The sequence below is a fragment of the Nocardiopsis lucentensis DSM 44048 genome (genome assembly GCF_000341125.1).
In the GTDB taxonomy this organism is placed as follows: Bacteria; Actinomycetota; Actinomycetes; order Streptosporangiales; family Streptosporangiaceae; genus Nocardiopsis; species Nocardiopsis lucentensis.
Window position 1 is genome coordinate 1 of record NZ_ANBC01000571.1, and the last position, 24,545, is coordinate 24,545.

A 24,545-nucleotide genomic window follows, 5' to 3' on the forward strand; every position below is an offset into this window, starting at 1 on the left:
CGTCGGCGGTCATGATCTCCAGGTGCTCGGCCGCGTAGGCGTCCACGACGGCGAGCCCGTGTTCGACGTCGTCGACCAGGACGATGCCGGACTGGGGACCGCTGAGAGCCTCGCGGACGCGGTCCGCGTGCTTGGTGGCGGGGACGCGCACGGCGAGCCGTTCGGCGACGGCGTCGGCCAAGGCCTCGTCCGGAGTGACCAGGACGGAGGCGGCCACGACGTCGTGCTCGGCCTGGCTGATGAGGTCGGCGGCGACGTAGTCGGCGTTGGCGGTGGCGTCGGCCAGGATGGCGATCTCGGTGGGCCCGGCCTCGGCGTCGATGCCGATGACACCCTTGAGCAGGCGCTTGGCGGCGGCCACCCAGATGTTGCCGGGGCCGGTGACCATGTCGACGCGCGCGCACTCGCCCGCCCCGTGGGCGAACATGGCCACGGCCTGGGCGCCGCCGACGGCGTAGACCTCGTCGACGCCGAGCAGGGCGCAGGCCGCGAGGATGGTCGGGTGGGGCAGGCCGCCGAACTCGCGCTGGGGCGGTGAGGTGACGGCCAGGGACGCCACGCCCGCCTCCTGGGCGGGGACGACGTTCATGATGACGCTGGACGGGTACACGGCCCGGCCGCCGGGCACGTAGAGGCCGACGCGGCCGACCGGGATCCACTTCTCGGTGACGGTGCCGCCGGGGACGACCTGGGTGGTGTGGTCGGTGCGGCGCTGGTCGCGGTGGACCTTGCGGGCGCGGCGGATGGACTCCTCCAGCGCGGCGCGCACGGCGGGGTCGAGGTCGGCCAGGGCGGCGTCGATCGCCTCGCGCGGGACCCGGATGTCGGTGAGGCGGACGCCGTCGAAGCGTTCGGTGAGCTCGATCAGCGCCTCGGTTCCGCGATGGCGCACGTCCTCGCACAGGGGGCGTACGCGCTCGGCCGCGTCCGCCACGTCCAGTTCCGCGCGCGGGAGCGCTTCGCGGGGGTCGCCTTGGGTGCCTCGGAGGTCGATTCGACTGATCACGGCCCCAGTCTAGGGCGCTTCACCGTGACCGAGGGTGTCGTGTTCCGCATGTTGGACAGCGCACGTGCGCGTCCGGTGGGTCGCGTTCGCCCGTGAACATCGCCGACCAGCCCGACACGAATGCCCTTAATAAGCTTCCCCTTACTTTGGAATACCTAACCTCAGCTATCTTCAGAAAGGCTTGCCTAACAAATTGAGACACGTTTTTCAGCGTGTCGCATAATGCATTTGAATGCGTTATCGTGATGCCATGACTTCGAGCAAGAGCGGCGACAGCGGCCTTTCCAAGTTCCACCGCCTCCTGGTTGACCAGGTACGGCACGAGTACACCGCGTCGCACCAGTATGTGGCCATCGCGACATGGTTCGACGCCCGGGACCTTCCGCAGTTGGCACGCGTCTTCTACGAGCAGTCGCTGGAGGAGCGCGATCACGCGCAGATGATCGTGCGATACCTCATCGACAGCGACGTGGACTTCGCCTTTCCCGCAGTGGACGAGATCGAGACCGATTTCAACACCGCGCGCGATCTCGTGGCCCTGGCCCTGCGTCAGGAGCGCGAGGTGACGAACCAGATCCACCGGCTGGCCAAGGTCGCCCGTGACGAGGACGACTACGCGGGCGAGCAGTTCCTCCAGTGGTTCGTCCAGGAGCAGACGGAGGAGATCGCCAAGATGTCGACCCTCCTCAACGTGGTCGACCGCGCCGACGGCAACCTCTTCGACGTGGAGACCTTCGTGGCGCGTGACATGCCCAGCGAGGAGCACGGCAGCCAGGACGCGCCGGAGACGGCGGGTCCGTCGGTGTCCTGACCTCGGGCCGTCCCGGTGATGGGAGGGTCCGCTCCAGGCGGCCCGGGTGCGGGCGTCCGGCCCTGAGGGGAGGCCGGTCGCCGCCCGGGCCGTGCCGTGCGCGGGCTCCACGGGCATACTGGAACCATGCCCGTGGCACTGCCGATCTTTCCGCTCAACACCGTCCTGTTCCCCGGTATGAGCGTTCCCTTGCACGTGTTCGAGCGGCGTTACCGCCGCCTCGTCTCCGAACTCCTGGGCCCCACCCTGACCGGGGGTGAGGGTTCGACCCGCCGTGGTGGTCCGCACCGCTTCGGCGTGGTGTGGATCGAACTCGGCCACGAGGTGGCCAGCGAGTCCGGCCAGGGCTCCGGCGGCGCCGACACGGGCGTACCCACGACCGGCCGGAGCGAGGTGTCCCTGCCGAGGGTGAGCGGGACCGGGTGCACCGCGGTCGTGCGGGACGTGCGCACCTACGAGGACGGGCGCTACGACCTGGTCGTCGAGGGCGGCGCCCGGTTCGCCGTCACCGACCTGTCCGAGGTCGACCCCTCCTCACCGGACGAGTACTCGACCGCCTCGGTGTCGTTCCTGCCCGAACCGGTGGGTCCGGACGCCGAGGAGCACGCCGAGCGGGTCCGGGATCTGTACGACACCTACTGCGAGCGTTTGGCCGCCATCGGGATGGCGCCGGAGACCCACCCCGATCTGCCCAAGGACCCGATCGCGCTGTCCTACACGGTGGCGGCGTCGGTGGTCCTGGACCAGGCGGAGAAGCAGCGGATGCTGGAGGCGGAGGACGCCGCCACCCGCCTCGCGGTGGCCGCGCGCTTCCTACGCCGGGAGAACCGGATCGTGGACGCTCCCACCCTCCCCAACCTGCCCGCCGGTCCCTTCCTGAACAACGGCGTCTCCTTCAACTAGCCCGGGTTAGGCTGCTGGTGCGGTCGCCGCACGCGACGCGTGTCCGGCGTCCGTGACCTTCAGTGACCCCGTGAGAGTTGAGGAGACGTCCGGCATGAGTGGAAGGGGCACACCCGCGACCGTGGCCGCGGGGCGGGCCAAGACCGCCTACACGCTGCACCCCTATGAGGTGGACGGTGGCGCGGACGGGCACTCCTACGGCACCGACGCCGCCGACGCGCTGGGGGTCCCGCACGAGCGGGTCCTCAAGACACTGATCGCCGAGGTGGACGGTGTGTTCACGGTCGGGGTGGTGCCGGTGAGCGCGTCGCTGGACCTCAAGGCGCTGGCCGCCGCGGTCGGCGGGAAGCGCGCGACGATGGCGGACCCGGCCCGGGCCGAACGGATCACCGGGTACGTGCGCGGGGGCATCAGCCCGCTGGGGCAGCGCAAACGGTTGCGGACGGTGATCGACGCGTCGGTGACGGAGCTGGCGTCGGTCTACGTCTCAGCGGGGCGGCGGGGGCTCCAGATGGAGTTGGCGCCCCGGGACCTGATCCGGCTGACGGAGGCGGTCACCGCCCCGATCGGCGCCTCCTGAGTGACGGCGGGCACGGTCGCGCATCCCCCGCGCCACAGGGGCCGGTGCTTCCGCGCACAGTCGGCCACGGACCGTTGCCGGACCCGCTACCCGGGGGTAGCGTTGTGACATGAACAACAGTTCATCCCCCTTTCCCTCGATCGCCGCCATGTTCACCGCCCGTGTCGCCGAATCCGGCGACGCCGTGGCCTTCACCCACCCCGTCCCGGCGCCCTCCGGCGACGGCGAGACCTGGGCCGAGCTGACCTGGGCCCAGACCTGTGACCGTGTCCGCGACATCGCCCTGGGGCTGCACTCGCTCGGGGTGACCTCCCAGGCCCGGTGCGCGATCGCGGCGAGCACCAGGATCGAGTGGATCCTGGCCGACCTCGGCGTGCTGTGCGCGGGAGGGGCGACGACGACCATCTACCCCTCATGCACCCCGCCCGACTGCGCCTACATCGTCTCCGACTCCGGCAGCATGGTCGCCTTCGCCGAGGACGACGAACAGGTCGCCAAGCTGCTCCGACAGCGCGCCCAGATGCCTGGCCTGACCCGGGTGATCGCCTTCGAGGGCGAGGCCGGGGGCGACGACGAGTGGGTGATGTCGCTCGCCGAACTGGAGGCGCGCGGCGCACGACTGGCCGCCGAGCGGCCCGGCCTGTTCGGGGAGTTGGTGGCACGGGTTCGCCCCGAACACCTGGCCACCCTCATCTACACCTCCGGCACCACGGGCAGGCCCAAGGGGGTACGGCTCGACCACGCCAACTGGCTGTACGAGGCCGAGGCCCTGCACACCCTCGACCAGGAGCTGCGCGCTCAGGGGCGGGCGCTGTTGACCGGTGACGACGTGCAGTACCTGTGGCTGCCGCNCTGCGCATCGGCTACCGGACGGCGGTGGACGGGCGCATGGACCGGATCGTGGACAATCTGGCCGTGGTCCGGCCGACGTTCATGGCGGCGGCGCCGCGCATCTTCGAGAAGGTGTACAACCGCGTGGTGATACAGGCCAAGGAGGGCGGCGCGGCCCGGTATCGGATCTTCCGGTGGGCGGCGGCCGTGGCCGACCGAGTCGCGCGCGAGCACGAGCGGGGGCGCGAACCCGGCGGTGTACTGGCCGCGCAGCACCGTGTCGCCGACCGGCTGGTGTTCTCCAAGCTGCGTGCCCGGTTCGGGGGACGGCTCCGATTCTTCGTCTCCGGCAGCGCGCCCCTGGCTCCGGAGATCGGCCGGTTCTTCCACGGTGCGGGGATCACGATCCTGGAAGGGTACGGGCTCACGGAGAGCAGTGGAGCCACGTTCGTCAATCGGCCGGGCGAGGTGCGGTTCGGGAGTGTGGGGCTGCCGATGCCCGGTACCGAGGTCAGGATCGCCGAGGACGGCGAGGTGATGCTGCGCGGCGGCGGGGTGATGCGCGGCTACCACAACCTGTCCGGTGCCACCGAGGCGGTGCTGACGGAGGACGGGTGGTTCGCGACCGGTGACATCGGCGTCCTGGAGGACGGGCACCTGCGTATCACCGACCGCAAGAAGGAACTGATCAAGACCTCCGGCGGCAAGTACGTGGCCCCGCAGGGCATCGAGGGTCGGTTCAAGGCGCTGTGCCCGTACGTGAGCAACCTGGTCGTGCACGGGGATCGGCGGCCGTACTGCGTGGCACTCGTGGCTCTGGACCCCGAGGCGATCGCCGAGTGGGCCGCCGACAAAGGCCTGGGCGGGCTCGACTACACCGCGCTGACCAGGGAGCCCGCGGTTCGGGCGATCGTGCAGGAGGCGATCGACACGTTGAACCGGGATCTGCCCCGGCACGAGACCGTGAAGCGCTTCGCGATCCTGCCGAGTGACCTGTCGGTGGAGGAGGGGGAGATCACACCGAGTCTCAAGATGCGGCGGCGGGCGATCGAGGAGAAGTACCGCGAACTGCTGGACGGCATGTACGAGGGCACCGTCCAGAGCCTCTGACCCGCGGGGCTCAGGGAGCGGAGTCCTCGGTGCCGGTCTGGCCGTGTTCGGGGGTCGCGGAGGTGTCGGTCGGGTCCGCGGCCCGCGGGGATCGCGGGTGCTCCACGGCCTGCGGGGGCTCCGGATCAGGGGCGGGCGGGAGCACGCCCGGCTGGTCGGAGCGCAGGGCGCTGATCCCGTCCAACAGTCCGTACTGGAGGACGAAGAGGAAGGGCCAGACCACCAGGAACGAGGTCGCGCGCAGGTCGAGACCGACGGTGACGGACTCCCCGCGTTCGGCGGCGGCCGCGGCCGCGTGGAGGGGCGCGTCGATCAGGGTCCCGACCTGCCAGGTGAGCACGGTCGCGGCCATCGCGCCCAGGGTGCCCGCGACCAGGAAGACCATGCGCAGGTCCTGGATCCGATAGCGCGCCAGGGAGAACTGGACCATGTAGGCGGCGTAACCGGTGGCCATACCGGCGGCCCCCGTGATGAGGGCGAAGTACGCCTCCCCCGCGAAGACCTCCCCGGCGGTGCCCGTGAAGACCCGGCCGTCCCCGAGCGCGGTGCCCACCGCGCGGTCGGGGGCCAGCAGCCACCACACCGGGCCCAGGACGGTGCCGATCAGGGCCATGCCGACCAGGACGCACGCGCTCACGAGGAGCGCGTGGCGCGCTGCCCCCGCACGACTGTGATCGGTCATGTTCCCCCTTCTCCCGGGCTCGTCGACGCCCCGGAAAAGCACTGGCTGCGGGGCACGGCCGGAAGGAGAATACCCGCATGAGCGACATCACCGTCCCCTCACCCCTGACCGAACCCGCCCGAGTCGACCCTCCGATGGCCGCCGACGAGCGCACGATGCTCTCGTCGTGGTTGGACTGGCACCGCGCGACCGTGCGTCGCAAGTGTGCCGGGCTCGCCCCCGAACACGTGGGCGCGAGCCCGCTGCCGGCCTCGCCGCTGATGACGGTGGGCGGCATCGTGTCGCACCTGCGCTGGGTGGAGGCCTACTGGTTCGACACCGTCATGCTCAACCAACCCGATCGGGCACCCTATTCGCCCGAGGATCCCGACGCGGAGTTCCGGGTCGGCGCGCAGCGACCGTTGGCGGAGCTGCTCGACGAGTACGACGCCCAGTGTGCGCGCTCGCGGGAGATCACCGCCCGTCTGGAGCTGGGTACGACCGCCCGCAAGGCACGGCCCAACCCGACCCTGAGATGGGTGCTGCTGCACATGATCGAGGAGACGGCCCGACACAACGGGCACCTGGATGTGGTGCGCGAGCTCGCCGATGGTGTGACCGGCGAGTAGCCCCGCGTCCGTGTGGTCAGGAGGCCGGGCGCCGCCGGGCGGCACGTGCCCGGTTTCCGCACATCACCGTGCACCACGCCTGGTCCCTGCGCGTACGCAGGAAGTACATGCCGCAGCTGGGGGCGTCGCAACGGCGCAGCCGCTCCTTGCCCTCCCGCGCCAGCAGCACGAGCGCCTCCCTGGCCAGCACGGCGCCGACGTCGTCGGCCGCCTCCTCGTGGACGAGACCGCCGTCGGCGCCCAGACGCATGGTCACGGGGGCGCCCGCGGCCAGGGTGTTGAGCTCCTCCCGCGTCCGGTCCGGGATCTGCTCACCCCTCGCTCTGGCGTCCACCGCGGCCCGCAACGGGGCGCGGAGCGCACGCAGCGCGCCGAGCGGTTCCCGCGCCAGCGCCCGGTTTCCGAGCCGCTCCCGCCACGCCGCGGTCAGCCCGGGATCGGAGAGGAAGTCGACGTCGCCGTGTCCGGGACCGGCGCCGATGACGACGGTGTTGGTCAGGTCGAGGACGGGGTGCTCGTGGCCGATCCACGGCATGTCGTAGAACTCACGCAGCGTCATCCCCTCAAACTACCGGATTCTGCTCCCTGAATCCGTGATACTTTCATGTCACGGTTTTGAGCAATCAAGTCCGTGACATATTCGCTCTCCAGAGACGGGATGGTCCTCCATGACGCTTGAGTACGTTCACTTCGAGGCCAAGGACGTCGACGCGCTGACCGCCGACCGCGACCGGCTCGTCCATCGGCTGAAGGAGCGCTACGGCGACGCGTTCGTCAGTGCCCGGCTGGTGCGTTACGACGACGGCAGCATCGGTGACGTCATCGTGTGGGGATCACGCGAGGCGGCCGAGCGGGCCGCGAAGGAGATGCCCTCCGACGAGGCCGTCGCCGACTTCTTCGGTCAGATCACCACCGTGCACGACATGCGCCACGCCGAGGTCCTGCACAGCGCGTGACGCATCGGCGCCCGCTGACGAGCTTCTCGTCAGCGGGCGCCGCCGTGTGTCACTCCTCGGCGTCGGAGTGTTCGTCGGCTCCGTCGTCCTCGGCGAGGATCCGGTACAGGCCCCGTTTGGTCTCGTTCAGGAGCCGTTTGGCCCGTTCCGACTGCTCGTCGGTACCCGCCTGGGCGACCTGGGCCGCAGCGGCGCTGAGCTGGTAGGCGAGCTCGCCCATCTCCTCGTAGCGTGAGCGGGTGTCGGCGTGGGCGTCGTCCCCCGCCGCCCAGGGCGGGGTGAGGTCGGCGCCGTGCTCCTCCAGGTGGGCGATGCCCTCCTCGGTGAGCTGGTAGGGGCGGCGGCGCCCCTCCCCCGCGATCTGACTGACCATGCCCTCGTCCTCCAGCTGCTGGAGCATGGGGTAGACGGAGCCGGGACTGGGCCGCCACATGCCGCCGCTGCGCTCACGGCCCTCACGGATGATCTCGTATCCGCTGCGCGGCTCCTCGGCGAGCAGCAGCAGGATGCCGGTGCGGACGTCACCGCGCCGGGCACGGCGGGGGGCCCCNNNNGGGCCGAAACCGCCGAAGCCGTGCGCTGAGGGGCCGCCACCCCAGGGCGGCGTGGGGGGCACGACGGGAGGCCCGGGGGGAGGTGGCGGCCGGTGGCCGAACTCGGCGCGGTGGTGTGCGTGGCGTTCCTCGCCGGGCGCCTCGTCGTGACCGTGGTCGTGGTGACCGCGCGGGGTGTCGGTCGGCCGCCAGGACCAGGGGCCGCGGAACGGTCGACCGCCGCGCCCCTCCCAGGACCAGGGACCGGGCAGTGCCATGGCACTCATGGGGACTCCTTCTGCATTGTAGCGACACAAAGCGACTGTCTTACATGATTACGACAGTCAGCCTTTGTTCTGATAGCTTAAAGATATATCGCTAACTCGCTCAACGCAAGAGGGCCGCCGCGAAGAAGTCGCCTCGAACACGACGAAAGGGGGTCCCGCGCGCCGTTCGGCACACGGGACCCCCGGGGTCCTTCGGGATCAGTAGTCGACCGCGTAGGCCCCCAACAGGCTCTTCATCTCACTGTTGAACTCCGGGGAGATCCGCACGGAGTACCGGTCCACGGCGTAGATCCGCGACCGCACCGGGTTGTCCACCCGGATACGCACCGGGGTCTCCCCCTTGTGGGAGCTCAGGACCTGGCGCAGGTCGTCGACCAGCTCCGCGGTGAGCCGCTTCTCGTCCACGGTCAGCAGGACCGGGGGTTCCCCGTCGGACACGTGCGAGATGTCCAGGATCGACATCTCCGAGGCGAACATCGAGTAGGTGCCGTCACGCTCGTTCAGGCGGCCCTTGACGGTGACCGCGGTGTCCTCCAGCAGGGCCTCCACGTACAGCGGATAGGTCTTGGGGAAGAACAGGACCTCCATGCTGGCGTCCAGGTCCTCCACCGTGGCGATCGCCCACTGGTTGCCCGCCTTGTTGACGCGCTTGTCCACCTTGGAGATCAGGCCGGAGATACGCACCTCGCCGCGTTCGCGGCTCAGCTCACCGGCGACGACCTGGGCGATGGAGGTGTCGCGCGAGCGGGCCAGGATGCGCTCGGCACCGGCCAGCGGGTGGCTGGACACGTACAGGCCCAGCATCTCGCGCTCGAAGGCGAGCTTGGTCTTGCGGTCCCACTCCTCGTCGCCCCACTGGATGTTCAGCCCGATCGGCGTGGAGTCACCGTCGTCGTCACCACCGCCGAACAGGTCGAACTGGCCGTGCGCCTCCTGCTTCTTGGAGCTGATCATGCCGTCGACCGCCGTCTCGTGGTGGCGGTACAGCTCGCGCCGGGGCTGGCCCAGGGAGTCGAACCCGCCCGCCTTGACCAGCGACTCGATGACGCGCTTGTTGCAGGCCGCCAGTTCGATCTTGGACAGGAAGTCGGTGAAGGAGGTGAACTTGCCCTTCTCCGTACGGGTCTTGATGATCGAGTTGACGACGTTGGCGCCGACGTTGCGGACCGCGCCCATGCCGAAGCGGATGTCCTTGCCCACCGGGGTGAACCGCAGACCCGACTCGTTGACGTCCGGCGGGAGCACCTTGATGCCCTGGGTCCGGCACTCGGCCAGGTAGACCGCCATCTTGTCCTTGTCGTCACTGACCGAGGTGAGCAGCGCGGCCATGTACGCGGCCGGGTAGTTGGCCTTGAGGTAGGCGGTCCAGTACGCGACGAGGGCGTATCCGGCGGCGTGCGACTTGTTGAACGCGTACCCGGCGAAGGGGAGCATGACGTCCCACAGCGCTTGGGTGGCCTCCTTGGAGAAGCCGCGCTCGGCGGCACCGGGGAAGAACTTGGCCTCCTCCGCCTCCAGGGCCTCCTTCTTCTTCTTACCCATGGCGCGACGCATCAGGTCGGCGCCGCCCAGGCTGTACCCGGCCAGCTGCTGGGCGATGGCCATGATCTGCTCTTGGTAGACGATGAGGTGGTACGTCTCACCGAGGATCGGATCCAGTGCGTCCTTGAGATCCGGGTGGATCGGTGTGATCTCCTGGCGCCCGTTCGACCGGTCGGCGTAGTCGTTGTGGGCGTTGGCCGCCATCGGGCCGGGCCGGTACAGGGAGATCACGGCGGTCAGGTCGCCGAACTGCTTGGGTTCCATGCGGCGCAGCAGGTTGCGCATCGCTCCGCCGTCGAGCTGGAACACGCCCAGGGTGTCGCCGCGTGCCAGCAGGTCGAAGGTCTTCTTGTCGTCCAGGGGCAGGCTCCCCAGGTCGATGTCGATCCCCTCGGCCTCCTTGATGCTCTTGACCGCGTCATCCATGATCGTGAGGTTGCGCAGGCCCAGGAAGTCCATCTTGAGCAGACCCATGGACTCGCACTGAGGGTAGGGAAAGCCGGTGATGATGGCGCCGTCGGTGTCGCGCTTGTGCACGGGAATGACGTCGAGCAGGGGGTCCCGGGACAGGATGACACCCGCCGCGTGCACACCGGTGCCGCGGGTCAGGCCCTCGATACCACGAGCGGTCTCCATGACCTTGGCGACCTGGGGGTCGTTGTCGATGAGGCCGCGCAGCTCGGTGGTCTCCGGGTAGCGCTCGTGTTCGGTGTTGAAGACCGCGTCCAGCGGGATCTCGTTACCGCCGACGGGGGCCGGGAACGCCTTGGTGATCTGGTCACCCACGGAGTAGGGCATGCCGAGGATGCGGGTGGAGTCCTTGATCGCGGCCTTGGCCTTGATGGTGCCGAAGGTGAGGATCTGCGCGACGCGTTCCTCCCCGTACAACTCCGTGACGTAATCGATCATCTCGGCGCGCCGACGCTCGTCGAAGTCGAGGTCGATATCGGGCATGGAGACACGTTCGGGGTTGAGGAACCGCTCGAACAGCAGACCGTGCTCCAGGGGGTCCAGATCGGTGATGCCCAGGATGTAGGCGACCATCGACCCCGCTGCGGAGCCACGCCCCGGCCCCAGCGCGATCCCCGTCTTACGCGCGTGCTGACAGATGTCGGCGGTCACGAGGAAGTAGGCCGGGAAACCCATCTCGTTGATGATCCCGAGTTCGTACTCGACCCTCCGACGTGCTTCCTCGGAGACGCCGTTGGGGTACCGGAAATGGAGCCCCTTCTCGACCTCCTTGGCCAGCCAGGAGGACTCGGTCTCCCCCTCGGGGATGGGGAAGGCGGGCATCAGGTCGCGATGCGCGAACACGTTGTCGTAGGCGTCCGGCGCGATGCGTTCGGCGATGAGCAGGGTGTTCTTGCACCCCTGGGCCCACTCGTCGAAGTTGAGGATGCCGCGCATCTCATCGGCGGTCTTGAGGTAGTAACCGGACCCGTTGAAGCGGAACCGGGTGGGGTCGTCCAGGTTCTTGCCCACGCCGACCGCCAGCAGGGCGTCGTGCGCGGCGGACTGGCTCTCGTAGACGTAGTGGGAGTCGTTGGTGACCAACGGCGGGATGTTCAGCTCACGGCCGACCTTGAGGAGGCCGTCGCGAACCTCCTTCTCGATATCGACGCCGTGGTCCATCAACTCCAGGAAGACGTTGTCCTTGCCAAAGATGTCCTGGAGCTGGGAGGCGTAGGCGATCGCCTCCTTCTCCTGGCCCAGTCGCAGACGGGTCTGCACACCGCCGGAGGGACAACCGGTGCTGACGATAATGCCCTCGCTGTGCTCGGCCATGAGGTCGAGGTCCATTCGAGGTTTCATGTAGTAGCCCTCCATGGACGCCAGGGAGGACATCTTGAACAGGTTGCGCAGCCCGGTCTCGTTCTCCGCGAGCATCGTCATGTGGAGGAACCGACCGCCACCGGAGACGTCCTTGCCACCCTCACCGGCGACGTCGTCGGACCCGCTGGCCCGACCCCAGAAGACGCGCTTCTTGTGGAACCGCGACTCCGGCGCCACATACGCCTCGATGCCGATGATGGGTTTGACCCCGGTGCCCTTGGACTGCTGGAAGAACTCGTAGGCCCCGAACATGTTGCCGTGGTCGGTCATGGCGACCGCTGGCATGCCCAACCGCGAGGCCTCCTTGAACAGGGGCTTGAGTTTCGCGGCGCCGTCCAACATCGAGTACTCGGTGTGGACGTGCAGATGGGTGAAGGAGTCAGCCATGGCTCGGGTGCCCCCAGGAGGGTCGACGGACGGGTGATGACTCCTGAGCCTACGCCCGTCCCACGACTCTCGCGGACCCCTGTGGACAACCAAAACGGGTCCCCCACTGATCAGTGCGGGACCCGCCCGACGAGCCGCGATCTAGATCACGACATCGTTCTCACGGACGTAGTAGCGGACGAAGGCGTCCATCTCGGCCTTCGTGAACCGCAGCGGCTCGGCCACCGGGTTCTTGGAGTCACGGATGGCGACCACCTCGGGGGTGTTCACGACGAGGACGCAGGACTCCTCGTCACCGTCGGAGTCGTTGTTGCCACCGCAGGGCTTCACCTAGTCGGTACCACTCAGGTTGATGTTGTACAGGTTGCGCATGAGCGCCCCTCCTTGGTTCCTCACCTAATCCAGCGCCGCGACCACACGCACCGGGCCCTCGCAGGAGCCCTGGAGGCCGGTGACCACGCTGTCGCGATCGCTGTCACCATGCCCCTACGCGAACCAGCGGATACGTACACCGTGCTCACGAATGGCGCGAGCGCGATCACACGTGACCACAGGAGATTCGGGCATCTCAGGCACCTGCTCACGACGGAGTTGTGACCAGGATCCACCGCGCTGAACACGCGTCCCCCGATACTTAGCACGAACCTCTGAAGCACACCCGTGAAACGCACTGTCCGGTGGCCGGGTGTCTCCGGCCACCGGACAGGGGAAAGGGGTCAGCTCTGCTTGGATGAGGCGAGGAAGGCGTCCCACTCCCCCGCGTCGAAGGAGAAGTAGCCCAGCCCCGGGTTCTTGGAGTCCCGGAGATACATGCTGTGCTCTCCCTCGGCCACCTCCACGCACTCGCCACCCTGGGCACTGCTGTAAGAGGATTTCCGCCACTGCATACCCGTCGCGGAGGGGGTCCTGTTCATGTCTCTCCCATGTACTTCTCGATCATCTCCACCGACAGGGACGACGGCAGTGCGGCACCACACAGAGCGAGAAAGCGAAGCTGCGCAGGCCTTACCTCACTGGGAACGGTGGTGATGGTCGCACTTCCCGGCCCCTCAACGTACAGGGCAGACTCCCCCTCTGGCAGATCTAGGATCACGTGCGACCCGTCGATAGCCGGATGGCCACCGACCGAGAAGGGCATGATGAGAAGGTTGACAGTCGGCCACTGGGATACGTCCATCAGTCGTTGAAGCTGCTGCCTCATCACCGACGCCGTCCCGATCCGCCGTTTGAGGACTGCCTCATCGATCACGAAGAACAGATGCGGTGGTTCCGTCCGGCCCAGGATCTCCTGGCGCTGCATTCGAGCGGTGACGAGACTCCCTACCTCCGTCTCACTGGGAGCCGGATACAGACACCTGGCCAATTCCTGCGCGTACTCCTCCGTCTGTAGCAGTCCAGGCACCGTTTGGGACTGGAAGATGTAGATGGCCGTAGCCTCGGCTTCCAGGTTGGCGTACGGCCTGAACCAGGAGGGGTACGGGTCACCCGCATCTTCCAGTAGAGGCAGTATCCGGCTGAGCGCTCCCCCGGTGTCCAGCACCTGGTCGCAGTAGTCGGTGAACCTGGATGTGAGTTTCTCGCCTCCCCGCGCCTCCAACGGCGACCGCTTGGCTGTCTCCACCATCGAGATCATGGACTTGGAGTACGGGATGAGGTTCGAGAGCTGCTCCTGCGTGAGCCCCGCCGCCTCCCGATACCGCTTGAGTTCACTCGCGTAGTACCGCAGAGGCAACGGAGTCGCCCGCTGCGGCTCGTCCGCGTCCTCCTCGGGCACGAGGTGCAGGTCGGTCATGGCTGGCTCTCCGGAGGGGTGAGGGGTGACGCCGATCCCGATGAATCGGCAATCTCAGCGTAGTTCCGCGCTCACCTTCGGTGGAGGTTTTCCACAGGCCGAGTTCGGTCACCTGGTCACGACCGCTCCTCACCCGCTCACAGCGGATCGCGCACGCCCACAGCACTCCACCGGCCCCTGCGGTATTTCGGACGGGAATCCACGGATCAACAGGTGAACAGGAACCAGTAGCGCAGGGTGACGCCCCTGTCGCAGTCTCGACGCATGGAGAACACCACCGCACAGCGCGCCCACACCTTCGCCCTCATATCCGAAGATCTGCGATCCGAGGCCGATGCCCTGGCCGCCGAACAGGCACCGCGACGGTTCGCGGTCCTCGCACTGGACTACGCGGAGCAGGACGGCGTCATCCTCGCCTGGGGACTGTGTTTCGGGGACGGTCGTGTCGTCCTCACCGGGGAGACCGCACCGATTCGCGGCACGTTCGGTTCCCTGGACTCCGCACTCCGGCTCTTCCGGCACGGCGAGGACACCACATACGTGACCTGGGTCGATCCGGAACCGGACCCGACCCCGGCGGCCTAACGCCCCCGGATCGCGCGGGCGACGTCGCGCAGCCAGGACTCGCGGAAGGTTGGCTCGCCGGTGAGGACCTCGTGGACGTGTTCGCGCACCCCACGTGTGCGGCCGTGCTGGTAGAGGGCGACCGCGGCGGCCAGGCCCCGGCGCGCCTCCTCGTCACGGCGCGGCACCGTCCGGAACCCGGCGCAAATCACATTCCACGCTGATTCCACCACACGGCCACCCACTGCCCCGTACGGTAACAGCACGTGACTGACCGGAAAGAGAAGTATCTTGACCACCCCGAACAGGCGGCACCGTCGTCTCATGCCGTTCGGCCCCGCGCCGGGACAGACACGGCTGCTCACCCTCGAACTCGAACCTGAGGTTGAGGCGAAGCTGGACGCGATCCGCGAGGACGAGTACGTGGTCGTCCTACGTCTGGCCGAGATGCTCGCCTTGATGGGACGCAGGCTCACAGAGCCACAGGCGAAGCCGTTGGGAGAGGGTGTCTACGAGCTCCGGCCGGGGGCCTGGCGCCTGACCTACTGGTTTCCCAGCGAGGACCGTATCGTGTTCCTGACGATGTTTCGCAAACAGCGCGACAGGGACACCCGCCAGGTCACCTACGCCAAGAGCACACGGAAGCGGTGCGAGCGAGAACACTTCGCCGCTGACCCGCACGGTAGCTGGTTCGACCGCCCTCGGGAGGAGAAGTGATGGCGCACAGCGTGTGGAGGATCTCCGGGGACTGGTCGGGACACCCCGGCTACGAACGCGCCGGGTGGTGTGTGGCTCTTTCCACCGTCGTCCACCAGGAACGGACGGCGCGCGGCTGGTCCCACGCCGAATTGGCCGAACGTATGGGTATCGGTATCGACGAAGCGGAGGAGCTGGAGGAGAATGCCACCTACCCCGGACCGGAACTCCTGGTCAGGCTCGCTCACGTGTTCGGTGCCGAGGGAGCGGTGACCCGTACTGATGCCGACGGTGTGGAGCTGATCGAGTTCACCCCAAGGGTGGCCTAACGCCCCCGGATCGCGCGGGCGATGTCACGCAGCCAGGACTCGCGGAAGGCCGGCTCACCGGTGAGGACCTCGTGGACGTGTTCGCGCACCCCACGTGTGCGGCCGTGCTGGTGGAGGGCGACCGCGGCGGCCAGGCCCCGGCGCGCCTCCTCGTCACGGCGCGGCACCGTCACCTCCGGGTCCGCCCAGCGGGTGCGCCGGAAGGAGCGGGCGGTCTTGGGCTGGTCGTTGCCCAGGTAGCGCCACAACCATCCCTCGATCGAGACGTTGCGCACCGCCCTGCCCGGCAGCTGCGCGACCCAGTCCTTGTTCTGCTGCCACCGCCAGGTGTTCGGACTGGTCTTCTCCCGGGCGGTGATCCCGAGGTAGCGGATCTTGGCGCGGATCACGTTCCATGCGGCGCGCTCGTCCTCGATCCAGTCGCACAGCTGGTGGTGGAGGTTGGTGAACGTCGACCCGTGCAGGACGAGGTCGGCGAACACGAAGGGGCGCCGCCTCGCCGCGAGCGCCTTCGGGGACAGATCCGAGGCGGTGAGGTTGACGCGCAGCCGGGCGCGTTCCTCACCCGTGAGCCCCATGCCGTCGAGGCCGTACAGGGACAGCGGCAGCTGGTGGAGCCGCGCATCGTACGGGGTGTCCGCGAGCACGCCGCTGAGCAGGTCGAACACACTGTCGGCGGACCGGCCGACGAAGTACAGATCCCCGTCGGAGCTGCGGGCGAGCACCTTGGCGGCGCACTCGGTGAGTTCGGACAGGTAGAGGGGCTCGTACCCGTGGCCGTCGAGCAGTGAGCCGAGCCGGTCACCGCGCGCGACGTTCCAGCGGAAGGGGCGGATCGGTTCCATGGGTCACCATGGAAGCAAGGCGGCCGTGGACGGGACAACCGGTTTACGCTCCCCGTGGAGGGGCGACCTGCTAACGTCCGGCCCACGGGGCGGGTGTGCCCCGTGCTCCTTGTGAGAGGCCCTCCCGTGTGTTCGACCGCCACCCTGGTGCTGGCGTCCTCAGGCGTGCGTCCGGCGCGTCCGGTGTCAGTGGTCTCGCCCTCGGTTCCGGGCCCGCCCGGCCCCGGTGAGGTGCGGTTCGCGACCTTCAACGCCGCGCTGACCCGACCGACGGCCGGCGCGCTGTTGGCCGAACTGGCCGGACCGGGCGGCGCGCAGCCGCGCAACGTCGCCGAGATCGTCCAGCGCGTGCGCCCCGACGTCCTGCTCGTCAACGAGTTCGACCACGACCCGGACGGGATGGGTCCGCGTCTGTTCCAGGACCGCTATCTGTCGGTGGGCCACCGCGACGCCGAGGGGATCGAGTACCCGTACGTGTACACGGCCCCGGTGAACACCGGGGTGGCCTCGGGGACGGACCTGGACGGTGACGGCCGGGTGGTGACCGAACCCGGCAGCGTCGCCTACGCCGGGGACGCGTTCGGTTTCGGACTGTTCCCCGGCCAGTACGGCATGGTCCTGTTCTCCCGGTACCCGATCCTCGCCGACCGGGTGCGCACGTTCCGGACGTTCCGCTGGGCGGACCTGCCGGGGGCGTTGCTGCCGGTGCGCCCCGACACGGGCGCGCGGTTCCACTCGGACGAGGCGTTGGCGGTGCTGCGCCTGTCCTCCAAGAGCCACTGGGACGTTCCGGTGGACGTGGGCGGACGGCGTCCGGTGCACGTGCTGGCGAGCCATCCGACACCGCCCGCCTTCGACGGCCCCGAGCGGCGCAACGTGCTGCGCAACCACGACGAGATCCGGTTCTGGGTCGACTACCTGTCCCGGGACGCCGGGCACGTGTACGACGACGAGGGGCGGCGGGGCGGGTTGGCGCCCGGGGCCCCGTTCGTGGTCGCGGGGGACCTGAACGCCGACCCGGCGGCGGGAGACGGTCACCCCAAGGCGATCACCCGCCTGTTGGAGCATCCCCGGGTGCGAGACGTGGAACCGTCCAGCCGGGGCGGGCTGGGCGCCGCCGCCCTGGACGCGGCGGCCGCGCCGTCCGAGGGGCATCTTCGCGCGGACTACGTGCTGCCGTCGGCGGAACTTCCCGTGGGCAGGGCCGGAGTGTTCTGGCCCGCGGCGGACGATCCGCTGTTCCGGCTGACCGGCGACCACCCCTTCCCCAGTTCCGACCACCGGCTGGTCTGGGTGGACGTGGGACGCCCGTGAGTGGGGAGGATCAGGACCTCTGCGGTCGACGGCGCCAGAGCACCCGCAGGGGCTGGGTGACCACCCCGTAGAAGGCGAGACCGGCCAGGAGAACAGCCGTGACGATCAGCGCGACGAAACACGCGTCGTCTCCTTCGACGTCCTTCACGGTCACGACGTCGCCCGGGTCGTCGTGACCATAGAGGACATCGACCTCCTCCCCCTCCTCCACGTCGGAGGCGATGTCGTCGACCTCCCGCACGTACTCGGTGCCCCGGACCGCGTAGGAGATCTCTCCGTCCTGGTGCTGGCACCCGCGTTTATCGCACGGCCACACGTCCAGAACAGTGGCCGTGGTGAGCCTGGGGTTGTCGACGGGCACGGGGTCCACGACGGCGATGGGCACGAGGACGCCGAACGTGATCAGGGCGATGAAGCAGAACACCATGCCCCGATCACTGATGAAAGCGTCGAGTGCCAGGGCGACCACACCGCGCCGTCCGGGAAGCTCACGTTGGCCCCTGGACACCCTCAGGTGCATGAGGAGGCAGACGGCGCTGAGAGTCAGGGAGGCGGCCGCGACGACGGCGGCCGCCCCGGCCGGGTGCCGGGCACCGTCGATCGCGACCAGGGGGTCGGGGCCGGGCACCACCTCGACGGTGACGGGAGTTCCGTGGGCGTGAACCCCGTCGCTGAGTGCGGGGTCCGCACGCCACCGCCCGTCCTGCTCGTACCACACGTACTGGTCGTCGGCGAGGAACCAGAGGGCCTGCGCGGTACCGTCCTCGCCCCGGGTGTCGAGCGCGTGGTTCTCCCACGCCCAGGCCCCGGCGAACACCGCGGACGCCAGCCCCACGAGAAGGAGCAGCAGGGCGGGGAGCAGCCAGCGGTTCGCCTCCCTGCGCAGCTTCTCACGGCGCCGCCTCCGCACCTCGGGCGAGGTGTGGGAGGCGGCCTCCCTCCGTCCACGGAACCGGGCCACGCTCTCTCCTTCCGCGGCCCGGTGCGGGGGCGGGACCCGGGCCACGGGAGATGGGACGCGGTTCCGAACCGGACGGTTCCCGCGCCTGGGGGTCGGCACTGGTCAGCGCCGCCCTTCGGCCTCCTCCTGGGCTGCGGCCAGTCCCGCGCTGATGACGCTGTCCATGATCGCGGCGAGCCGGTCGGGGCCCAGACGCGGGGCGTGTTCGGCCATGCGCTCGACCAGTTCACGCTCGCGGCGCGCGTCGCGTCCGGCGAAGTAGCCGACCGGCTTGAGCCGCTGGACCTGGGCGGCGACGAGGGCGCGGCGCTCCAGGAGCTCGGCGAGTTCGGCGTCCATCCGGTCGATGCGGCCGCGCAGGTGGCGGATCCGCTCGTCGGCGGCGGGCTCGGGCGTGGTGGCCTGACGGTGCACGGTGCTCTCCAACGGGTGTGGGCGTGGTGCGGCCGAACGTCCCGTCGGGATGCCGTCGGTGGGGAGCATCGGCCGCCTGAAAGACGAAGGAGCACCGGGGCGATGCCCGAGTGCTCCGTTGCCGACGATCCCTGTGTCCGCCTACGTGTCAGCGGCCGACGGGACCGTCGGCTGGCTAAACACGAAATAGCGGTGGATCATGGCGCCGATCCTACCTCCTGCGTCCGGCGCTCGCCCGCCCGACCCTCGTTACGCGCCGGGCTCGGGCAGTTTGAACTGCACCATGATGGCGGTTCCCTCGGCGGTGACCTCGCCGCCCGCACGGATCTCCCCGGAGACGAACACCTTGCGCCGCTCCACCCCGGTCACGCGCGAGGTGATCTCCAGCGGGGTGAACAGCGGGGTGGGCCTGCGGTAGTCGGTCTCGAGTCTGGCGGTGAGGCCGGGCATGCCCGCGACCGCGGCGGCGCTGCCGAGGGCCTGGTCGAGCAGGGCGGCGACCCATCCGCCGTGGACCAGCCCGGGCGGCCCTTGGTAGACGGTGCTGAGGGTGACCTCACCGCGCAGGCCCTCGGCGGTGCGTTCCAGGGAGAGCGGCGGGGCGGCGGGGTTGGTGTCGCCCGCGACGATATTGGTGATGGTGCCGTACTCGGTCGTGCCGTCGCGTAGATCGCGCTCGACCATGGTGCCGACCTCGCGGCGGGCGACGTTGAGCCGGTCGGTGAGCGTCTCGACGGCGGCGGCGGCCTCGGCGAGGGCGTCCGAGTCGGCTTCGGTGTTGGCGACGGCGTCGATGAGGTCGTGGACACGGGCCACCAGGGAACGCAGTTCCGGGGGGATGCTGGCGCCGTCGACGACGGGGAGGCCGAACTCCCGGGGGTCGGGCAGTGCGGAGACCGGCTGCGTGTTGACCGTCATGTGTTCCTCGTCGGATCGGGATGTGCACGGGAGGTGGGGGGCACGAACGTCAAAACCGAATCCTACTCGGTAGTATTCCGGGAAGACGTCTCGTGCCCTGCGCTCGTGTCCGCGCCCCGAGCCGCGATCAGCGGTCAGCGGTCAGCCCAGGTGGCGCACCATGTGCAGATGGGGGATGCCCGCGTCCAGGAACTCCTCGCCGTGGGCGGTGTAGCCGAGCCGTTCGTAGAAGCCGAGCGCGTGGGTCTGCGCGTGCAGTTCGACCGCCGTGAGACCGCGCTCCCTGGCCCGGTCCTCCACGGCGCGCACCAGGGCCGCTCCGGTGCCGGTCCCCCTTCCCTTGGGCAGGACGGCCAGCCGGCCGAGCAGGCCGACTCCCCCGTCCTCCTCCACGAGTCGGACCGTGCCCACGGGGACACCGTCGACCAGGGCGAGGAGGTGGTCCGCGGTCGCGTCGCGCTCGTCCCACTCCTCCTCGATGGGCACCTGCTGCTCGGAGACGAACACGGCGCCCCGGATGACGAACACGGCGGCGCGGTCGGGCTCGTCCACGGCCAGGCGGATCAGCGGTTCGGTACTGGTCATGTCCGCAGACTAACCGCACCCGGAACCGGTCGGGCCGCCGGCGTCGCACCTAGTCTTGGGCGTATGGGCCAGCCCGAGACCGTTCACCCGTCCGTCGAGGACCCGCGCGCGGAGCACGCGCGCTACTGGCGTTTCTCCGGGCTGCCCGACACCGAACTGCTCACCGCGCGCTTCGTCACCACCGCGTTCGTCCGACACACCCACCCCACGTACACGATCGGGGTCATCACGGGCGGGATCGAGGAGTACACCCACGAGCGCGGCCACGCGCGCGTGGGTCCGGGCGGTCTGGCCGTCGTCGGCCCGGGTGAGGTGCACACGGGCCACGCCGGGACCCCGGAGGGGTGGAGCTACCGGGTCTTCTACCCCTCTCCCGCGGTGGTCGAGGACGTCGCCCGCGAACTGGGGATGCGCGGGACGCCCGCCTTCACGGACTCGGGCATCCACGCGCCCGAGGCCGCTCGGGCCCTGGCCCGCGCGCACCTGGCCGCCGAGCGGGGCGAGCCGCTGGACGCCTCCTCCCACGCCCGGCGGGGGATGGGGCTGCTGCTGAGCTCCCACGGACGCGAACGCGCCGCCGAGCCGGTCGAGCGCACCGCCCGACCGCAGGTCGCCCTGGCCCGCGAGGTCCTGGCGGAGCGGATGGTGGACCCGCCCACGCTGGAGGAACTGGCGGCGCGGGTGGGGATGGGGCCGTTCGCGCTGACCCGGGCCTTCCGTGCCGCCCACGGCCTGCCCCCGCACGCCTACCTGAACCAGCTCAGGATCGACCGCGCCCGCTCCCTGCTGCGCTCCGGCCGCCGTGTGGGCGAGGTCGCCGCCGAGGTGGGCTTCGCCGACCAACCGCACCTGACCCGCCACTTCAAACGCCATCTGGGCGTGCCGCCCGGCACCTACCAACGGGCGATCCTGGCCTCCTGAGGCGGCCGCCGTCCACGCGCGCAAGAACGTTCAAGACCCGGACCGGGGCGCGTACCTACCGTCGGTGGACGTGAAAGCTCCCTCGTTCCTTCGTTCCACCGCCGTGCGCGACGGCGTCGGGCTCGGTGTCGCCGTGGGCGCGGCGGGCCTGGCCTTCGGCACCGCGGCGGTGACCGCCGGGCTCTCGCCCGCGCAGGCGGTGTTCCTGAGTCTGTTCGCGTTCACCGGCGCCTCCCAGTTCGCCCTGGTCGGTGTGGTCGCCGGGGGCGGCAGTCTGGTCGCGGGCGTGCTCGGGGCCCTGCTGCTCGGCGCCCGCAACACCCTCTACGGCCTGCGGTTGGCCGACATCCTGGGGTGGCGCGGCCTACGGCGGGCCGTCGCGGCCCACGGGGTCATCGACGAGACCGCAGCGATGACCCTGCCCCACACCGACCGGGCCTCGGCCCGCGAGGCGTTCACGGCCACCTACGTGGTCCTGGGCGCGTTCTGGGTGGCCACGACCCTGGTGGGGTCACTGGCCACGGACCGGGTGGCCGACGTGTCGGCGTTCGGACTCGACGCGGTGGGACCGGCGGTCTTCCTCGGGCTGCTGTGGCCGCGGCTGCGCGACGGGGACACACGGGTGCGCGTGATCGCCCTGCTCGGCGCGGGGGTCGCGCTGGCCGCCACACCCCTCCTGCCACCCGGGGTGCCGGTACTGCTGGCCGCCTCGGCCGCCCTGGTCGGGCTCCTCGGCCCCGCTCCGGAAACGGTGCCCCGGACCGGCCGCGCGACCGTCGAGGAGGGTCGGCCATGACCCTGTGGATCGCCCTGGTCGCCACCGCCGCTGGGTGCTACCTGCTCAAGTACGCCGGGCTCGCCGCCCCTCGTCGCCTGTTGGACAACCCCTGGCTCCAGCGGTTCGCCATGACCGTCCCCATCGCCCTGCTCGCCGCGCTGATCGCCGTGGAGGCACTGCGAGGCGAGGGCCAGGCGCTGGCCTGGGACACCGCGCGGATGGGCGGGATCGGCGCGGCCGTGGTCGCCCTCGTTCTGCGGGCGCCCTTCCTCGTCGTGGTCGTGGTGGCCGCGACGGCCACGGCCGCGCTCCGGTGGTGGGGTGTGGGCTGAGGCGAAGCCGCGGGCCCGCGTCGGACGCTGCCCGGTCACTCCGTGTAGGTCGCGGCGGACTCCCTCAGCGCGCGCACGACCGCGCGGATGGCGGGCCGCCGTGAGCCGTCGCTGCGCCAGAAGACGTACACCTGGCGGACCAGCGCGGGTTGGACGGGAACGATCCGCACCCCCTCGGGCACGGGTCCCCGTCCCAGCCGGGGCATGACCGCGGCGCCGATCCCGGCGGCGATGAGAGCCAGTTTGGTCTGGTGCTCCTCGACGTTGTGGATGATGACGGGCTCGGCGCCGCGCGAGCGGATCATGTCATGCAGCCAGTCGTCACAGATCGACCTGCGCGACCAGCTGATCCACGGCAGGGTGAGGATCTCCTCCAGGTCCAGCAGCTCACGGTGGGCCAGGGGGTGGTCGGCGGGCAGCGCGATGTCACCGACGTCCTCCATGAGGGGCGCCCGGCTCATGCCGCCGGGCAGATCCAGCGGGGCGCCGTCCCAGTCCACGACCATGGCGAGGTCGGCGTCCCCCCGCGCCATGGCGGGCAGACTCTCGTGCGGTTCCTCCTCGTGCAGTTCCAGGCGCAGTCCGGGGTGGGCCTCGCGGAGGGAGACCAGGGCGTGCGGCAGGAGGCCGCGCACGGCGGTGGGGGTGGCCGACAGCCGCAGGTGTCCGACGACGTCGTCGCGGTGGGCTTCCAGTTCGGCCTCGGCCCGCTGGACCAGGGACAGGATGCGGGCGGTGTGCTCGACGAGGAGCTCGGCGGCGTCGGTGAGGCGCACGCCCCGCCCGGTCCGCTCCACCAGGGGCTGACCGACCTCGCGTTCCAGCTTGGTGAGCTGCTGGGACACGGCGGAGTTGGTGACGTGGAGGGCTTGGGACGCGGCGCTGAGGGAACCGTGCGCGGCGACGGCGTGGAGGACGCGGAGCCGGTCGACACTGAGCATGTAAGGAATTCTAACTCACTGATTAAGGAACTGTAAGTAGACCTAAGACGTCCGACAAAGGTACAACGGTCGTATGTCCGTGCTCTCCCCGTCCCCGACCACGTCCGGGACCGTCACCCGTGTGTTGTCCGACTGGCGTACCAAGTTCGTGCTCCTGGCCCTGATCTGGGGCACCAGCTTCGTCTTCATCAAGATCGGCGCCGAGGCGCTGCCCCCGATCCAACTCACGCTGGGACGGATGGTCTGCGGGGCGCTCCCGCTCCTGGCCGTCCTGCTGTTGCGCGGCGGACGGCTACCGCGCTCACCCCGGCTCTGGGGTCACCTGTTCGTGACCGCGCTGCTGCTGAACACGGTGCCGTTCACCCTGTTCGGATACGCCGCGCAGCTCATTCCCTCCGCCCTCATGGGCATCGTGAACGCCTCCACACCGCTGTTCGCCGTGGTGTTCTCCATGCTCCTGCTCGCCGACGAGCGTCCCGACCGGGACCGGATGCTGGGGTTGGTCATCGGCTTCGTCGGCGTCCTCACCGTGTTCGGGGTGTGGAACTCCCTGAGCGAGGTGTCGGTCAAAGACCGGGACGCCCTGGTCGGCATGCTGCTCGTGGTGGGCGCGACCGCCTGCTACGGGCTCGGCACGCCCTATCTGCGGCGGTTCGTGGCGGGCAGTTCACACGGCGCCCTGGAGCTGAGTACGCTCCAGCTCCTGCTGGGATCGGTACCGCTGGTCATCCTGGCGCCGCTGGTCACCGACGCGCCCGCGGACATGGGCTGGCGGGTGGTCGCCTCGGTGGTCGCGCTGGGCGCCCTGGGCACCGGAGCGGCCTACATCCTCCAGTACGCCATCGTGCGCGCCGCGGGCGCCACCGTGGCCACGACGGTCACCTACGTGGTGCCGGTCGTGGCGATCGCGGCCGGCATCGTGCTCATGGGCGAGACGCTGACGTGGAACCAGCCGCTGGGCGCCGTGGTCATCATCCTGGGCGCGGCCCTGTGCCAGGGGGTTCTACGCACCCGTCGCCCCCCGTCCCGGGAAACGTGACGGGGGCGGTCAGGTGGGTGTGCTCCCCATGACCGCCCCCTCGGCGC

General features: G+C 69.8%; 28 protein-coding genes and 1 pseudogene. 14 read left to right on the top strand and 15 right to left on the bottom strand.

The genetic code is table 11. The annotated features are described in order from the left end of the window. On the bottom strand, window positions 1-1,006 hold a 1,006-nt coding region (gene hisD / locus D471_RS0119690; protein ID WP_017600200.1), incomplete at its 3' end, for a histidinol dehydrogenase. Window positions 1,007-1,256: 250 nt separating this feature from the next. On the opposite strand from hisD, the gene D471_RS0119695 reads away from it, so the two are divergent. The 4 genes and pseudogenes from D471_RS0119695 to D471_RS35250 all read left to right on the top strand — a co-directional run bounded on the left by D471_RS0119695 (window position 1,257) and on the right by D471_RS35250 (window position 5,241). Further along, window positions 1,257-1,817, top strand: coding sequence for a ferritin (locus D471_RS0119695; protein WP_017600201.1), 561 nt, complete (start codon window positions 1,257-1,259; stop codon window positions 1,815-1,817). Window positions 1,818-1,943: 126 nt separating this feature from the next. Then, entirely contained in the window at window positions 1,944-2,720 is a 777-nt protein-coding gene (locus tag D471_RS0119700; RefSeq protein ID WP_026127887.1) for an LON peptidase substrate-binding domain-containing protein, read from the top strand. A 121-nt stretch (window positions 2,721-2,841) separates the two neighbouring features. Then, a complete protein-coding gene (ybaK, locus tag D471_RS0119705; RefSeq protein ID WP_026127888.1) occupies window positions 2,842-3,300 on the top strand; it encodes a Cys-tRNA(Pro) deacylase in 459 nt (152 codons plus the stop codon). A gap of 109 nt (window positions 3,301-3,409) precedes the next feature. Further along, window positions 3,410-5,241: pseudogene (locus tag D471_RS35250) on the top strand (AMP-dependent synthetase/ligase). A 10-nt stretch (window positions 5,242-5,251) separates the two neighbouring features. Here D471_RS35250 and D471_RS0119715 read toward each other — a convergent pair. Next, entirely contained in the window at window positions 5,252-5,923 is a 672-nt protein-coding gene (locus tag D471_RS0119715; protein ID WP_017600204.1) for a hypothetical protein, read from the bottom strand. A 77-nt stretch (window positions 5,924-6,000) separates the two neighbouring features. On the opposite strand from D471_RS0119715, the gene D471_RS0119720 reads away from it, so the two are divergent. Then, window positions 6,001-6,531 carry a DinB family protein gene (locus tag D471_RS0119720; protein WP_017600205.1) on the top strand — a complete coding sequence of 177 codons (531 nt, stop codon included), beginning with the start codon at window positions 6,001-6,003 and terminating at the stop codon, window positions 6,529-6,531. Between the two features lie 16 nt (window positions 6,532-6,547). On the opposite strand, the gene D471_RS0119725 is transcribed toward D471_RS0119720, so the two are convergent. Further along, window positions 6,548-7,090, bottom strand: a complete 543-nt coding sequence (locus tag D471_RS0119725) for an ABATE domain-containing protein (RefSeq protein ID WP_017600206.1) — start codon at window positions 7,088-7,090, stop codon at window positions 6,548-6,550. 109 nt (window positions 7,091-7,199) lie between these two features. On the opposite strand from D471_RS0119725, the gene D471_RS0119730 reads away from it, so the two are divergent. Beyond that, a complete protein-coding gene (locus D471_RS0119730; RefSeq protein WP_017600207.1) occupies window positions 7,200-7,487 on the top strand; it encodes a hypothetical protein in 288 nt (95 codons plus the stop codon). Window positions 7,488-7,536: 49 nt separating this feature from the next. Here D471_RS0119730 and D471_RS0119735 read toward each other — a convergent pair whose 3' ends face one another. From D471_RS0119735 to D471_RS35260, 5 genes are all read right to left on the bottom strand, one after another. After that, window positions 7,537-8,307: a PadR family transcriptional regulator gene (locus D471_RS0119735; RefSeq protein WP_017600208.1), complete on the bottom strand. Its 771-nt coding sequence runs from the start codon at window positions 8,305-8,307 to the stop codon at window positions 7,537-7,539. A 198-nt stretch (window positions 8,308-8,505) separates the two neighbouring features. After that, on the bottom strand, window positions 8,506-12,069 hold the full coding sequence (gene dnaE / locus D471_RS0119740) for a DNA polymerase III subunit alpha (RefSeq protein WP_017600209.1): 3,564 nt from the start codon (window positions 12,067-12,069) through the stop codon (window positions 8,506-8,508). Window positions 12,070-12,210: 141 nt separating this feature from the next. Continuing rightward, on the bottom strand, window positions 12,211-12,399 hold the full coding sequence (locus D471_RS35255) for a DUF397 domain-containing protein (RefSeq protein ID WP_017600210.1): 189 nt from the start codon (window positions 12,397-12,399) through the stop codon (window positions 12,211-12,213). Between the two features lie 386 nt (window positions 12,400-12,785). Continuing rightward, window positions 12,786-12,983, bottom strand: a complete 198-nt coding sequence (locus D471_RS0119755) for a DUF397 domain-containing protein (RefSeq protein ID WP_017600212.1) — start codon at window positions 12,981-12,983, stop codon at window positions 12,786-12,788. Beyond that, window positions 12,980-13,861, bottom strand: coding sequence for a helix-turn-helix domain-containing protein (locus D471_RS35260; protein ID WP_017600213.1), 882 nt, complete (start codon window positions 13,859-13,861; stop codon window positions 12,980-12,982). The genes D471_RS0119755 and D471_RS35260 overlap by 4 nt, the downstream gene beginning before the upstream one ends. 264 nt (window positions 13,862-14,125) lie before the next feature. Between D471_RS35260 and D471_RS0119765 the strand changes: the two genes are divergently transcribed. Then, window positions 14,126-14,446 (top strand): hypothetical protein, encoded by a 321-nt coding sequence (locus D471_RS0119765; RefSeq protein WP_017600214.1) that lies wholly within the window; start codon window positions 14,126-14,128, stop codon window positions 14,444-14,446. On the opposite strand, the gene D471_RS40915 is transcribed toward D471_RS0119765, so the two are convergent. After that, on the bottom strand, window positions 14,443-14,613 hold the full coding sequence (locus tag D471_RS40915) for a hypothetical protein (protein ID WP_017600215.1): 171 nt from the start codon (window positions 14,611-14,613) through the stop codon (window positions 14,443-14,445). The genes D471_RS0119765 and D471_RS40915 overlap by 4 nt on opposite strands. 103 nt (window positions 14,614-14,716) lie before the next feature. On the opposite strand from D471_RS40915, the gene D471_RS35265 reads away from it, so the two are divergent. Both D471_RS35265 and D471_RS0119780 read left to right on the top strand, forming a co-directional pair. Beyond that, window positions 14,717-15,142 (top strand): type II toxin-antitoxin system RelE/ParE family toxin, encoded by a 426-nt coding sequence (locus tag D471_RS35265; RefSeq protein WP_152486380.1) that lies wholly within the window; start codon window positions 14,717-14,719, stop codon window positions 15,140-15,142. Further along, on the top strand, window positions 15,142-15,450 hold the full coding sequence (locus D471_RS0119780) for a helix-turn-helix domain-containing protein (protein WP_017600217.1): 309 nt from the start codon (window positions 15,142-15,144) through the stop codon (window positions 15,448-15,450). The genes D471_RS35265 and D471_RS0119780 overlap by 1 nt, the downstream gene beginning before the upstream one ends. On the opposite strand, the gene D471_RS35270 is transcribed toward D471_RS0119780, so the two are convergent. Further along, window positions 15,447-16,295, bottom strand: a complete 849-nt coding sequence (locus tag D471_RS35270; RefSeq protein ID WP_017600218.1) for a hypothetical protein — start codon at window positions 16,293-16,295, stop codon at window positions 15,447-15,449. The two genes, D471_RS0119780 and D471_RS35270, sit on opposite strands and share 4 nt — an antisense overlap. Before the next feature lie 126 nt (window positions 16,296-16,421). On the opposite strand from D471_RS35270, the gene D471_RS0119790 reads away from it, so the two are divergent. Further along, a complete protein-coding gene (locus tag D471_RS0119790) occupies window positions 16,422-17,609 on the top strand; it encodes an endonuclease/exonuclease/phosphatase family protein (protein ID WP_017600219.1) in 1,188 nt (395 codons plus the stop codon). Window positions 17,610-17,619: 10 nt separating this feature from the next. Here the strand turns inward: D471_RS0119790 and D471_RS0119795 are convergent, their stop codons facing one another. From D471_RS0119795 to D471_RS0119810, 4 genes are all read right to left on the bottom strand, one after another. Next, on the bottom strand, window positions 17,620-18,570 hold the full coding sequence (locus D471_RS0119795; protein ID WP_017600220.1) for a hypothetical protein: 951 nt from the start codon (window positions 18,568-18,570) through the stop codon (window positions 17,620-17,622). Between the two features lie 102 nt (window positions 18,571-18,672). Beyond that, the gene (locus tag D471_RS0119800) at window positions 18,673-18,984 is read right to left on the bottom strand and encodes a chorismate mutase (RefSeq protein WP_017600221.1); all 312 of its coding nucleotides are present in this window, start codon (window positions 18,982-18,984) and stop codon (window positions 18,673-18,675) included. Window positions 18,985-19,233: 249 nt separating this feature from the next. Next, entirely contained in the window at window positions 19,234-19,902 is a 669-nt protein-coding gene (locus D471_RS0119805) for a PaaI family thioesterase (RefSeq protein ID WP_017600222.1), read from the bottom strand. 141 nt (window positions 19,903-20,043) lie between these two features. Continuing rightward, window positions 20,044-20,487, bottom strand: a complete 444-nt coding sequence (locus D471_RS0119810) for a GNAT family N-acetyltransferase (protein WP_017600223.1) — start codon at window positions 20,485-20,487, stop codon at window positions 20,044-20,046. Between the two features lie 63 nt (window positions 20,488-20,550). Between D471_RS0119810 and D471_RS0119815 the strand changes: the two genes are divergently transcribed. From D471_RS0119815 to D471_RS0119825, 3 genes are all read left to right on the top strand, one after another. Next, complete coding sequence (locus tag D471_RS0119815; protein WP_017600224.1) at window positions 20,551-21,408, top strand: AraC family transcriptional regulator; 858 nt, start codon at window positions 20,551-20,553, stop codon at window positions 21,406-21,408. Window positions 21,409-21,478: 70 nt separating this feature from the next. After that, complete coding sequence (locus D471_RS0119820; protein ID WP_026127889.1) at window positions 21,479-22,204, top strand: AzlC family ABC transporter permease; 726 nt, start codon at window positions 21,479-21,481, stop codon at window positions 22,202-22,204. Next, window positions 22,201-22,518 carry an AzlD domain-containing protein gene (locus D471_RS0119825; RefSeq protein WP_017600226.1) on the top strand — a complete coding sequence of 106 codons (318 nt, stop codon included), beginning with the start codon at window positions 22,201-22,203 and terminating at the stop codon, window positions 22,516-22,518. Before D471_RS0119820 ends, D471_RS0119825 begins: the two co-directional genes overlap by 4 nt. A 35-nt stretch (window positions 22,519-22,553) precedes the next feature. Here D471_RS0119825 and D471_RS0119830 read toward each other — a convergent pair whose 3' ends face one another. Beyond that, on the bottom strand, window positions 22,554-23,459 hold the full coding sequence (locus D471_RS0119830) for a LysR family transcriptional regulator (protein WP_017600227.1): 906 nt from the start codon (window positions 23,457-23,459) through the stop codon (window positions 22,554-22,556). A gap of 73 nt (window positions 23,460-23,532) precedes the next feature. Here D471_RS0119830 and D471_RS0119835 point away from each other — a divergent pair, with 73 nt between their 5' ends. After that, complete coding sequence (locus D471_RS0119835) at window positions 23,533-24,498, top strand: DMT family transporter (RefSeq protein ID WP_017600228.1); 966 nt, start codon at window positions 23,533-23,535, stop codon at window positions 24,496-24,498. Window positions 24,499-24,545 lie beyond the last annotated feature (47 nt).

What these genes read in the sequence shown, in the direction of transcription:
- D471_RS0119695 (WP_017600201.1), top strand. Translation starts at nt 1,257, where the DNA reads ATGACTTCGAGCAAGAGCGGCGACAGCGGCCTTTCCAAGTTCCACCGC.
- D471_RS0119700 (WP_026127887.1), top strand. Translation starts at nt 1,944, where the DNA reads ATGCCCGTGGCACTGCCGATCTTTCCGCTCAACACCGTCCTGTTCCCC.
- D471_RS0119715 (WP_017600204.1), bottom strand. Translation starts at nt 5,923, where the DNA reads ATGACCGATCACAGTCGTGCGGGGGCAGCGCGCCACGCGCTCCTCGTG.
- D471_RS0119720 (WP_017600205.1), top strand. Translation starts at nt 6,001, where the DNA reads ATGAGCGACATCACCGTCCCCTCACCCCTGACCGAACCCGCCCGAGTC.
- D471_RS0119725 (WP_017600206.1), bottom strand. Translation starts at nt 7,090, where the DNA reads ATGACGCTGCGTGAGTTCTACGACATGCCGTGGATCGGCCACGAGCAC.
- D471_RS0119730 (WP_017600207.1), top strand. Translation starts at nt 7,200, where the DNA reads ATGACGCTTGAGTACGTTCACTTCGAGGCCAAGGACGTCGACGCGCTG.
- dnaE (WP_017600209.1), bottom strand. Translation starts at nt 12,069, where the DNA reads ATGGCTGACTCCTTCACCCATCTGCACGTCCACACCGAGTACTCGATG.
- D471_RS0119755 (WP_017600212.1), bottom strand. Translation starts at nt 12,983, where the DNA reads ATGAACAGGACCCCCTCCGCGACGGGTATGCAGTGGCGGAAATCCTCT.
- D471_RS35260 (WP_017600213.1), bottom strand. Translation starts at nt 13,861, where the DNA reads ATGACCGACCTGCACCTCGTGCCCGAGGAGGACGCGGACGAGCCGCAG.
- D471_RS0119765 (WP_017600214.1), top strand. Translation starts at nt 14,126, where the DNA reads ATGGAGAACACCACCGCACAGCGCGCCCACACCTTCGCCCTCATATCC.
- D471_RS0119780 (WP_017600217.1), top strand. Translation starts at nt 15,142, where the DNA reads ATGGCGCACAGCGTGTGGAGGATCTCCGGGGACTGGTCGGGACACCCC.
- D471_RS35270 (WP_017600218.1), bottom strand. Translation starts at nt 16,295, where the DNA reads ATGGAACCGATCCGCCCCTTCCGCTGGAACGTCGCGCGCGGTGACCGG.
- D471_RS0119805 (WP_017600222.1), bottom strand. Translation starts at nt 19,902, where the DNA reads ATGACGGTCAACACGCAGCCGGTCTCCGCACTGCCCGACCCCCGGGAG.
- D471_RS0119810 (WP_017600223.1), bottom strand. Translation starts at nt 20,487, where the DNA reads ATGACCAGTACCGAACCGCTGATCCGCCTGGCCGTGGACGAGCCCGAC.
- D471_RS0119815 (WP_017600224.1), top strand. Translation starts at nt 20,551, where the DNA reads ATGGGCCAGCCCGAGACCGTTCACCCGTCCGTCGAGGACCCGCGCGCG.
- D471_RS0119825 (WP_017600226.1), top strand. Translation starts at nt 22,201, where the DNA reads ATGACCCTGTGGATCGCCCTGGTCGCCACCGCCGCTGGGTGCTACCTG.
- D471_RS0119830 (WP_017600227.1), bottom strand. Translation starts at nt 23,459, where the DNA reads ATGCTCAGTGTCGACCGGCTCCGCGTCCTCCACGCCGTCGCCGCGCAC.
- D471_RS0119835 (WP_017600228.1), top strand. Translation starts at nt 23,533, where the DNA reads ATGTCCGTGCTCTCCCCGTCCCCGACCACGTCCGGGACCGTCACCCGT.